This window comes from Corallococcus exercitus (assembly GCF_003611585.1).
Classification (GTDB): Bacteria; Myxococcota; Myxococcia; order Myxococcales; family Myxococcaceae; genus Corallococcus; species Corallococcus exercitus.
The window spans coordinates 1-9564 of the sequence record NZ_RAVW01000377.1; the positions used below are offsets into that span (position 1 = coordinate 1).

Annotated in this window: 12 protein-coding genes; 5 read left to right on the forward strand and 7 right to left on the reverse strand. The window is 71.2% G+C overall.

Annotated features, from left to right (window positions below; translation table 11 throughout):
- A partial coding sequence (locus tag D7W79_RS46525; RefSeq protein ID WP_147442160.1) for an ABC transporter permease occupies positions 1–2197 on the reverse strand: 2197 nt, incomplete at its 3' end.
- Between the two features lie 165 nt (positions 2198–2362).
- Here D7W79_RS46525 and D7W79_RS32680 point away from each other — a divergent pair.
- From D7W79_RS32680 to D7W79_RS32690, 3 genes are all read left to right on the forward strand, one after another.
- On the forward strand, positions 2363–3145 hold the full coding sequence (locus tag D7W79_RS32680; RefSeq protein ID WP_120529277.1) for a class I SAM-dependent methyltransferase: 783 nt from the start codon (positions 2363–2365) through the stop codon (positions 3143–3145).
- A gap of 15 nt (positions 3146–3160) precedes the next feature.
- Entirely contained in the window at positions 3161–3619 is a 459-nt protein-coding gene (locus tag D7W79_RS32685; RefSeq protein WP_120529278.1) for a YdeI/OmpD-associated family protein, read from the forward strand.
- Positions 3620–3711: 92 nt separating this feature from the next.
- A complete protein-coding gene (locus D7W79_RS32690; protein ID WP_147442161.1) occupies positions 3712–4161 on the forward strand; it encodes a hypothetical protein in 450 nt (149 codons plus the stop codon).
- Position 4162: 1 nt separating this feature from the next.
- Here the strand turns inward: D7W79_RS32690 and D7W79_RS32695 are convergent, their stop codons facing one another.
- A complete protein-coding gene (locus D7W79_RS32695) occupies positions 4163–5125 on the reverse strand; it encodes a class I SAM-dependent methyltransferase (RefSeq protein ID WP_120529280.1) in 963 nt (320 codons plus the stop codon).
- Between the two features lie 24 nt (positions 5126–5149).
- Positions 5150–5509 (reverse strand): zinc-binding dehydrogenase, encoded by a 360-nt coding sequence (locus D7W79_RS32700; RefSeq protein ID WP_244222095.1) that lies wholly within the window; start codon positions 5507–5509, stop codon positions 5150–5152.
- A 22-nt stretch (positions 5510–5531) separates the two neighbouring features.
- On the opposite strand from D7W79_RS32700, the gene D7W79_RS32705 reads away from it, so the two are divergent.
- Positions 5532–5867, forward strand: coding sequence for a LysR substrate-binding domain-containing protein (locus D7W79_RS32705; protein ID WP_244222096.1), 336 nt, complete (start codon positions 5532–5534; stop codon positions 5865–5867).
- A gap of 12 nt (positions 5868–5879) precedes the next feature.
- Here the strand turns inward: D7W79_RS32705 and D7W79_RS32710 are convergent, their stop codons facing one another.
- Positions 5880–6743 (reverse strand): sigma-70 family RNA polymerase sigma factor, encoded by an 864-nt coding sequence (locus D7W79_RS32710; RefSeq protein WP_120529281.1) that lies wholly within the window; start codon positions 6741–6743, stop codon positions 5880–5882.
- Between the two features lies 1 nt (position 6744).
- Positions 6745–7206 carry a carboxymuconolactone decarboxylase family protein gene (locus tag D7W79_RS32715; RefSeq protein ID WP_120529282.1) on the reverse strand — a complete coding sequence of 154 codons (462 nt, stop codon included), beginning with the start codon at positions 7204–7206 and terminating at the stop codon, positions 6745–6747.
- 119 nt (positions 7207–7325) lie between these two features.
- Between D7W79_RS32715 and D7W79_RS32720 the strand changes: the two genes are divergently transcribed.
- A complete protein-coding gene (locus D7W79_RS32720; RefSeq protein ID WP_120529283.1) occupies positions 7326–7937 on the forward strand; it encodes a pyridoxamine 5'-phosphate oxidase family protein in 612 nt (203 codons plus the stop codon).
- 3 nt (positions 7938–7940) lie between these two features.
- Here D7W79_RS32720 and D7W79_RS32725 read toward each other — a convergent pair whose 3' ends face one another.
- Both D7W79_RS32725 and D7W79_RS32730 read right to left on the reverse strand, forming a co-directional pair.
- Positions 7941–8975 carry an ABC transporter ATP-binding protein gene (locus D7W79_RS32725; protein WP_167497769.1) on the reverse strand — a complete coding sequence of 345 codons (1035 nt, stop codon included), beginning with the start codon at positions 8973–8975 and terminating at the stop codon, positions 7941–7943.
- Positions 8975–9564: ABC transporter permease subunit (locus D7W79_RS32730; protein WP_120529285.1), on the reverse strand; the 590-nt coding region annotated here is incomplete at its 5' end. The genes D7W79_RS32725 and D7W79_RS32730, both read right to left, overlap by 1 nt.

Sequence of the window (9564 nt, forward strand, 5' to 3'; positions counted from 1 at the left end):
CTCTTATCGGCGGCAGCGTCAGATGTGTATAAGAGCCAGCCGTCGCGCCCAGCGCCATGCGGATGCCCAGCTCACGCGTGCGCTGGCTCACGGTGTACGCCAGCACGCCGTACAGCCCCACGCCCGCCAGCGTCAGCGCGAGCACCGCCATGGCCGTGAGCAGGCCACCCATCACCTGCGTGCGCCCCAGGCTCTCCGCCACCACGTCCTCCAGGTCGCGCACCTGCACGAGCGGCAGGCCCGGATCCACCGCGCGAAGCTGTTCGCGCAGCGCGGGCACCAGCGCCGGTGCGCTCGGGTTGGCGCGCACGGCGATGAGCATGTGCATGCCCTCGAATTGCTCCATGGGCAGGTAGACCTCCGCGCGCGGCTCCTCCGCGAGGCTCGCGTGGCGCACGTCGCCCACCACGCCCACCACCTCCCGGAACGGCTCGCCGTCGAGCGTCAACCGTGCGCGCTGGCCCAGGACGGGCCCCTTCGGCAGGAAGCGCTTCACGAAGGCCTCGTTGACCACCATCACCGGCGCGGCGCCCGCGCCGTCCGAGGTGCTCACGTCGCGGCCCTCCTTCAGCGGGATGCGCAGCGTGGCGAAGTAGCCGTCGCTCACCGCTCGGAAGTTGACGGGCTCGCGCGCCTCGGCCTCCCGCTCCGTCTCACCGGGCAGCAGCACCGCGCTGAAGCCGTTGCGGTTCCACAGCGGCAGCGTGCTGGCCAGTCCCGCCGCCTGCACCGACGGCAATGCCCGCACCCGCGCCAGCAGCTCCGCGCTCACCTGCCGCCTGCGCGTGTCGTCCCGTCCATACGCCTCGCGGGGGAACGACAGCTCCATCGCGCTGACGCCGCGCGGGTCGAAGCCCGGCGGTACGGAGTGCAGCGCGTGGAGCGTGCGCAGCATCAGTCCCGCGCCCACCAGCGGCACGAGCGCCAGCGCGACCTGCGCCACCACCAGCACCGCCCGCGCCCGCACCGGCCCCGTCGCGCCCCGCCCTTCGCGAAGGCCTCCGAGCGCGCCCTTCGCCTCCGCGCGGGAGGCGCGCAGCGCGGGCACCAGTCCAAAGAGGATGCTCGTGGTCAGGGACAGCCCCGCCGCGATGGCGAGCACGTGCGGCTCCAGCCGGATCTCCTCCGGCGACACCACCTCCCCCGGGACGAACACGCGCAGCAGGTCCATCCCCCACAGCGCCAGGAGCAGCCCCACCGCGCCGCCTGACACCGCCAGCACCACGCTCTCCACCAGGAACTGCCGCACCAGCCGGCCCCGGTCCGCGCCCAGCGCCGCGCGCACCGCCACCTCGCGCTCGCGGGCACTGGCGCGCGCGAGCAGCAGGTTCGCCACGTTGGCGCACGCCACGCACAGCACCAGCGCCATCACGCCGGCCAGAAGCCATAGCTGCTCGCGCGACGTCTCCACCACCTGTTCGTGCAGCAGCACCACGCGCACTCCGGGCACGGCTTCACTTCCGCCCACCGTCGCGGCCCAGGCTCGGGAGCGCTCCTCCAGCTCCGCGCGGGCGCGCTCCAGCGGAACTCCCGGCCGCAGCCGGCCCACGCCGCGCACGTAGACCTCTTCCGGGGCCTGCCCCGGTGCGGCGGGCGCGGGGGCCAGGGGCTTCCACAGGTCCACGCCCGGCCAGAAGCGGAACGACGCGGGCAGCACCCCTTGGACGACGTGTGGAGTGCCATCGAGCGTGACGGTCTGCCCCACCACGTCCGCGCGTCCCGCGAAGTGGCTCCACCAGAAGGCATGGGACACGAGCACGCCCCGGTCGCGCCCGGGCACCTGGGACTCGGGACCGAAGCCCTGGCCGCGCTCGGGCCGCACGCCCAGCAGTGGCAACAGACCCGGAGTGGCGAGCCCCGCGCGCACCCGCTGCGCCCCGCCCGGACCGGTCAGCGTGGAGTCCATGGCGGTGACGCCTTCGATGCCCTGGAACGCGTCCGAGTGCTCGCGCCATGCCTGGAGGTACGAGTACGCCACCCCGCCCCGCTCGCGCTGCGGCGTGGACTGGTACAGGCGCAGCAGCTCCTGGGGCTCGTAGTACGGCAGCGGCCTGAGCAGCACCTGGTACACGAGGCTGAAGACCGCGGTGGTGGCCCCGATGGCGAGCGCGAGCGTGACCACGACCACCACGGTGAACACGGGCTCGCGGCGCATCCGGCGCAGCGACAGGCGGACGTCTTGGAGGAGCTGGGACATGGGGGTGAGCCGGGGCGGCTGCAACTCTAGCGCCACGGCCCCTCGACGGCCCGGGGGGCGGAGGACGGCGGCGAGTGTGTTCGCTCGTGGCACACGGCGTCCCGCAAGCGGACAGCGGCCTTCTTTTCGGAAGGCAGGCGCGGGCGCCAGCGATATGGAGGGGCCATGCGCAATGCACTGATGGCGGCTTCGTTCCTTGCCCTCGCGGGCTGCTCCCACTCGACGCCCACGGCTCCGGCGTCCTCCACCCAGGCCCAGGCGGCGTCCGTGCCGGCGCAGGCGCTGGTGGACGCGCCGGACCGCACGGAGGCGGACCGCAAGCTGGACGCGGGCCGGCACCCCGCGGCCCTGCTGGAGTTCGTGGGCGTGAAGCCCGGCATGCAGGTGGCGGAGCTGATGGCGGGCGGCGGCTACACCACGGAGCTGCTGGCGCGCGCGGTGGGGCCCACGGGCAAGGTGTACGGCGAGAACCCCAAGGTCGTGCTGGAGCGCTTCGCGGAGAAGCCGTGGCAGGAGCGGCTGGCGCGGCCGGTGAACCAGAACGTGGTGCGCCTGGACCGCGAGCTGGACGCACCCTTCCCGCCCGAGCTGAACGGCACGCTGGACGCGGTGGTGAGCCACATCATCTACCACGACACCGGCTGGCTGGGCGTGGACCGGGCGAAGATGAACGCGGCGGTGTTCCAGGCGCTCAAGCCCGGCGGCGTCTACGTCATCCTCGACTCCAGCGCGAAGCCGGGCACGGGCATCACGGAAGGCCAGACGCTGCACCGCATCGACGAGCAGCTGGTGCGCGAGGAGGTGCAGGCCGCGGGCTTCAAGCTCCAGGAGGAGGGCAACACCTGGCGCAACCCGGAGGACACGCGCGACTGGAGCTCCAGCCCGGGAGCCGCGGGCGAGCGCCGGGGCACGAGCGACCGCTTCGCACTGAAGTTCGTCAAGCCGTAGCAGGGAGACGCACCCATGGCCTCACGCAAGTTCAAGGCGAAGCTCGAGGTGGCCAACGACGCGGGAGGCCGCTTCGTGCGCTGTCCGTTCGACAGCCGCGAGGAATACGGTGAAGCGCGGCCGCCCGTGGTGGGCACCGTCAACGGGCATCCCTTCCGGAGCCGGTTGATGGTGTACGGCGGCATCACCTACCTGGGCTTCACCAAGGACGTGCGCGAGGCCGCGGGCGTGGAGGAAGGCGCGATGCTGAGCATCACGCTGGAGAAGGACACGGCACCTCGGGAGATCGAGGTGCCGGAGGATCTCCAGCGTGCCCTGGACGCGGAGCCCGCGCTGCGGGACGTGTTCACGAAGCTCGCGTTCACGCACCGCAAGGAGTTCGTGCAGGCGCTCACCGAGGCGAAGCGCGAGGAGACCCGCGCGCGCCGCCTGGCGCAGACGCTGGAGAAGCTGCGCGCCAAGGTGGCGAAGTAGACCGGGGGCCAGGACCCGCAGCGGACAGTGTCTGCTGGCGGGACCTGGAGCGCTCGCGCGGACCGGCTCAAGGATGACGTAGCCTCCACGGCATGGCCTCTCGCATCCCGGCACGTCCTGCCCGCAACGTCGACGACTCGAGCGCACGCCTCATCGCCTGTGGTGTGTCCATCGGGCTCTTCGTGATCGCCTGTTACCTGCCTGCGCTGATCACACGCACCCCGCACGGTGGGGGTGACTCGGCGGTGAATGGAGCGTTCCTGCTGCTCATCGGCTCCACGGCCGTGGTCTCCGGGAACTTCGGTTGGTTCGCCAACCCCCTGCTGGCCGTGGCGATCGTCATGCTCGCGCTGAGGGCGGACCGGAAGGCGTTCAAGTGGGGCATTACGGCCTGCGTCCTCGGGGCGTCTTCGATCGTCAGCACGCGCTCCTACAACGCCGACGTACGGGGGACCGCCATCGGCTTCTATGTCTGGATGGCCAGCCTGCTGGTGGTTCCGTTCACGGCCCATCTCCTTTCGCAGCGCGACACGCGGTCTTGATTCAGGCGTCTTCGTCGTTCGAACCGCCCCCCTGACCTCGGACCGCCGTGAGCAGCAGGTCGTACTTGCCGCCCAGGAACGTGCGGAAGCCGTGCTGGTGCAGGTAGCGGCGGTAGAAGGACAGGTCCTTCACCAGCAGCGACAGGTCCGGTTCGCGCAGGTTGCGCACGCGCGCGCCGTACACGACCTCTCCGTCGCGGAAGCGGGAGTTGGGGAAGCCCAGCACCAGTGAGGCCCGGGGCTCCAGGTGCTCCTGCACCAGCTTGCGCAAGAGCGCCCGGTCATCCACGCCGGGGCTCTGCAACGTGCCCACCGACACCACCGCGTCGAAGCGCCCCAGGTCTGCCGGCAGCGCGTTCAGGTCCGCCTGCACGAAGGCATGGCGCGGATCCGGGAACGCCGCCCGTGCCTCCGCCAGTGCGCTCGCGCTGTGGTCCACGCCGACGAAGCGGATGCCCTCCACGTCCGCGAACGCGGCCAGCTCATCACCCCGGTTGACGCCCAGGTCCAGCAGCCGCGCGCCGGGTGGCAACGCCAGCCGGCCCACCGCCTCCAGCCAGGGCACCAGGAAGCCCGCGTCCTCGAACTTCCGCACACGCGCGAAGTCGGACGTGGCGCCGTAGCGCTCCTGCGGCGCCTCCGTGCGCGTCCCTCCGCCCGCGTGCCACGAAGCCTCCGAGCCCAGCGGCTCGAACGTGAGCCGCACGTGCGTTGCATCCATCGCGCGCGGTGTGCGCAGCCGGCATGACAGCCCCTCCGCCAGGTCGCACCAGCTCCGCAGCGGCCGGTGCACGAGCCCTCCCTCCACGCGCTCCCCTGGATAGCGGCCGTGGCCCAGGTCCGGATCCGGCACATCGATGGACACGGGCCCGGACGGCAACAGCGCCTCCAGGTGGCGCAGCACCTGGATCAACGGTTCGGAGTGGAAGCGGCGTGGGCTTTCGGCAGCCGGGCGCGACGACATGCGGGGCACCCTACCCCGCGTGGCTCAGTGGGATTCCAGCACGATCTTCCCGAACGCTCCCTTGCGCAGGTGCTCCAGGGCTGCGGGCAGGGCCTCCAGTGGATAGCGCGTGTCGATGATCGGCTTGAGCCCGGTGGCGTCCACCGCGCGCACCAGCAATTCCAGCGACCTCCGGGTGCCCACGTTGATGCCTCGAATCGTGGGCTCCTTGAGCAGGAGCGGCCCGGACGGCCCCGTCACCGTGAAGCCTTCGAACACGCCAATGACGGAGATGGTCCCATGCAGCGCCACCGCTTCAATGGACCGGCCCAGGTTCGTTCCACCCGCCAGCTCCAGGATGTGATCCACGCCCCGGTCCGCGGTAAGCCGGTAGACGGCCTCCACCCAGTTCTCGCGTTCGCGATGGATGACGTGCGTCGCGCCCAGCGCCTTCGCGCGCGCCAGCTACTCGTCGATCCCCGACGACGGCTCGAACGTGGAGCTCGTTCCTCGGTCGCGGCTGCGCTTCGACGACCTGGAGGCCATCCTGGACGCGGCCGTCACGGGCATGGGCCTGGCGTGGCTGCCCTGCTGGCTCATCCAGGACCTCGTGCGCGACAAGAAGCTGGTGCGCGTGCTGACGGACCTACCGGGCCTCTGCTTCGACGTCCACGCGCTCTGGCCCACGACGCCCCACCTGCCCGTGCGGGTGCGCGTCGCCATCGACGCGCTCGCGCAGAAGCTGCCTGGCTACGTCAAGTGACGGACGGTCCCCCTACGACGTCTCCCCTACCACCGCCCGCCGGATGCCCTTCAGCTTGTCGGGGTTGCGCGTGACGTAGAGGGCGACGATGCGGCCGTCCTCGATGGCGAACGCCGTGGTCTGCAGCGTCCCGTCCGCCTCCAGCGTGACGTACGCGGGCAGGCCGTCGATGGTGCCCTCGTACACGAGCTGCGCGGAGCCCACGGCCGGGATGCGGCTCAGCCCCGCGAAGAAGCGCAACAGCTTCTCCTGGCCGTAGATGGGATTGAGCACCGCCTTCGCCTTGCCGCCACCGTCGGCGTACAGGATGACGTCCTGGGCCAGGAGCGCCTGGAGCGCGTGCGTGTCACCGCTCCGCGACGCGGCATGGAACGCCGAGGCCAGCTCGTGGCCCTTCGCCTCCGTCACGGGGAAGCGGGGCCGGGCCTCCTGCACGTGAGCCCGCGCCCGGCTGGCGAGCTGGCGGCATGCGGCGGGATCGCGGTCGATGGCCTTCGCCACCTCCTCGAAGTCCATGCCGAACACGTCGTGCAGGAGGAAGGCGGCCCGCTCCAATGGGGACAGGCGCTCCAGGGCCATCATCAGGGTCAGCGTCAAGTCGTCGCCCTCCACTGTCTCGATGATGGGCTCTGGAAGCCAGGTACCCACGTACTCCTCGCGCCGCACGCGCGCGGACTTGAGGACGTCCAGGCACAGGCGCGTCACCGTGCGGACGAGCACGGCCTCGGCGTCCCGCACGGCCGCGCGGTCCGTCTGGTGCCACCGGAGATACGCCTCCTGCACCACGTCCTCCGCCTCCGCGACGATGCCCAGCATCCGGTACGCGATGCGGAGCAGGCGGGGGCGGAGCGGGTCGAAGGCGTCCGCGGGGTTCACGTCAGGCGGCTTCACTGCGAGGGGTCACCGGGTGCTGGGCCCGGAAGCCCATGGCGATCCGGTTCCAGGTGTTGATCACGCCAATCATGAGGGTCAGCTTCACGATCTCCTCTTCGGTGAAGTGCGGCTTGAGCGCAGCGTAGTCCTCGTCCGCGGCGTGCGTCTCGGAGATGAGCGTCAGGGACTCGGTCCAGGCCAGGGCCGCGCGCTCGCGGTCGGTGTACAGGGACGACTCGCGCCAGCCGTCCAGCAGGTAGATGCGCTCCTCGGTCTCCCCCTGAGCGCGGGCGTCGCGGGTGTGCATGTGGATGCAGTTGGCGCAGCCGTTGATCTGCGAGGAGCGGATCTTGACCAGCTCCCGGAGGCTCGGCTCCAGCCCCAGGGCCTCCACCTTCTTGCTGAACTCCAGCATGAGGTTGACCGCTTCCGGCGCGACCGCGAAAGGATTCATCCTGGCCTTCATTAGGAACTCCTTGATGTGGGCGGCGGATTGCCTGCCCTCATCCCCAGGACGACGCAGCGGGTGCCGCGTGTGACATGGGCATTTAAAAAGCGAAAATGCCCATCCAGGAGGCCTCTCGGATGAAGACCGTGAACGACGTGGAGACGCTTGAAAGCCTGTACGGCGTTGTCGGGCAGTCGTCCGTGCTCAAGGAGGTGGACCACCTCCACCCGGCGTACCGGCCCTTCATCGAGCGTTCGCCGTTCATGGTGCTGGCCACCGGGGGCCCTGGAGGGCTGGATGCGTCGCCTCGGGGGGATCCCGCCGGCTTCGTGGTCATCGAGGACGCGCACACGCTGCTGCTGCCCGACCGACGGGGCAACAACCGCATCGACTCGCTGCGGAACATCCTGGCGGATCCGCGCGTCGCGCTGCTGTTCTTCGTCCCTGGCGTCAACGAGACCCTGCGCGTCAACGGCCGGGCGAGCATCGTCATCGAGCCGTCGATGCTGGAGCGCTTCCCCTTCGAGGGAAAACTGCCGCGCTCCGTGCTGCGCATCGCCGTGGAGACGGTCTTCTTCCAGTGCAGCCGGGCGCTGATCCGCTCCGGGCTCTGGGACCCGGCCCGCCACGTCGTGCGAGCGGAACTGCCCAGCAACGGCGCCATCCTCGAAGCGCTGAGCCAGGGCACCATCAACGGCGGTGAGTACGACCGCGAGCTGCCGGGCCGGTTGAAGACCTCGCTCTACTGAGCCTCAAGCGCCCGCGTCGAAAACGGTGGCCTTGCGCACGCGCACCCGGAGCGCCTGACCGGCACGCACGCCCTCCAGCGCCGGTCCGATGACGCGCAGGAACGCGTCCCCCACCGGGAAGCGGTACTCCGCCGCATGGCCCAGGAACAGGCGCGCGGAGAGCACCAACGGCGTGCCGGTGTCTCCGAGTTCCAGGTCCTCCGGGCGCACGACCAGTGTCCCCGGGCCGCTCTTCGCAGCCAGGGGCAGGTCGAACGCGAGCTCCGTCCCCGCGCAGTGGAAGGCGCCCAAGCGCACTTCCCCCTGCAGCACGTTCGCGCCACCGACGAAGCCCGCGACGAACGGCGTGGCGGGTTCCCGGTACAGCCGCTCCGGCGTGTCCACCTGTTCGATGACGCCCCGGTTCATCACGGCGATGCGGTCTGACAGGGCCAGCGCTTCGCCCTGGTCGTGCGTGACGAACACCAGCGTCGTGCCCAGCCGGGCCCGCAGCGCGGCGATCTCCGCGCGCAGCTCCTCGCGCAGGGCCGCGTCCAGGTTCGACAGGGGCTCGTCCAGCAGCAGCACGCGAGGCCCCGCCACCAGCGCCCGTGCGAGCGCCACACGCTGCAACTGCCCGCCGGACAGCTCATGCGGCATCCGCGCCGCATACGCCTCCAACCGCACCCAGCGCAGGGCTTCGCGCACGCGCGATGCAACTTCGTGGCGAGGCACCTTCCGGAGCACCAGGGGATAGGCGACGTTCGCCTCGACGCTGCGGTGCGGCCAGATGGCGTAGCTCTGGAACACCATGCCCAGGCCGCGCTTCTCGGGCGGAACGCGCACGCCGGGCCCGGCGACGACGTCGTCACCCAGCCGGATGACACCCGCGTCCGGATGCTCCAGCCCCGCGAGCATCCGCAGCGTCGTCGTCTTCCCGCAACCGGAAGGGCCCAGCAGGGACACGAGCTCGCCCTGCCCCACCTCCAGGCTGAGGCCGCGCACCACGGGTGTCCCGCCATACGCCTTGACCAGTCCCTCCAGGACGATGGCCGCCATCACCGCACCTCCGGTACACGACGCCGGGCCCACGCCAGCACGGCCTGTCCTGCCACCACCAGCGCCACGAACGCGCACGCGAGCACGGCTGCGGCGGCCGGGTCCGCGTAGCTCTGCAACTCGAACAGCAAGGTGCCCAGCACCTCGGAGCCCGCGGGAACCAGCAGCACGGACAGGGTGATCTCCGTGGCGCACGCGAGGAACGCCAGCACGAAGGCCACCGTGAGCGCGGGCCGGAGCAGCGGCAGCGTCGCGTCCACGAACGCCCGCACGGGCCCCGCACCGCCGACGCGCGCGGCCTCCGCGAGGGAGGGATCCACCTGGGCCAGTGCCTCGGAGCTGTTGCGCTCCCCCAGCGCCAGGTACTTCCCCACGTAGCCCACGAGCATCAGCCACGGCGTATGCGCCAGGGCCAGCACGAACGCGAAGCGATCCAACACCACCAGCCGCCAGTCGCGTGAGAACGCCACCAGCAGCGCGAGCGCCAGCACCGTGCCCGGCACCGCGAAGGGCCACACCGCCATGGCCTCCACACCCGCGCCGCCTCGACGGAAGGCCCTTCGCAGGAGCGCACCCGCCAGCCCCAGCC

Excerpts from the sequence above, each read along its gene's own strand:
- D7W79_RS32685 (WP_120529278.1), top strand. The coding sequence starts at position 3,161 with ATGGCCTCACGCAAGTTCAAGGCGAAGCTCGAGGTGGCCAACGACGCG.
- D7W79_RS32720 (WP_120529283.1), top strand. The coding sequence starts at position 7,326 with ATGAAGACCGTGAACGACGTGGAGACGCTTGAAAGCCTGTACGGCGTT.
- D7W79_RS32695 (WP_120529280.1), bottom strand. The coding sequence starts at position 5,125 with ATGTCGTCGCGCCCGGCTGCCGAAAGCCCACGCCGCTTCCACTCCGAA.
- D7W79_RS32690 (WP_147442161.1), top strand. The coding sequence starts at position 3,712 with ATGGCCTCTCGCATCCCGGCACGTCCTGCCCGCAACGTCGACGACTCG.
- D7W79_RS32725 (WP_167497769.1), bottom strand. The coding sequence starts at position 8,975 with ATGGCGGCCATCGTCCTGGAGGGACTGGTCAAGGCGTATGGCGGGACA.
- D7W79_RS32680 (WP_120529277.1), top strand. The coding sequence starts at position 2,363 with ATGCGCAATGCACTGATGGCGGCTTCGTTCCTTGCCCTCGCGGGCTGC.
- D7W79_RS32705 (WP_244222096.1), top strand. The coding sequence starts at position 5,532 with ATGACGTGCGTCGCGCCCAGCGCCTTCGCGCGCGCCAGCTACTCGTCG.
- D7W79_RS32715 (WP_120529282.1), bottom strand. The coding sequence starts at position 7,206 with ATGAAGGCCAGGATGAATCCTTTCGCGGTCGCGCCGGAAGCGGTCAAC.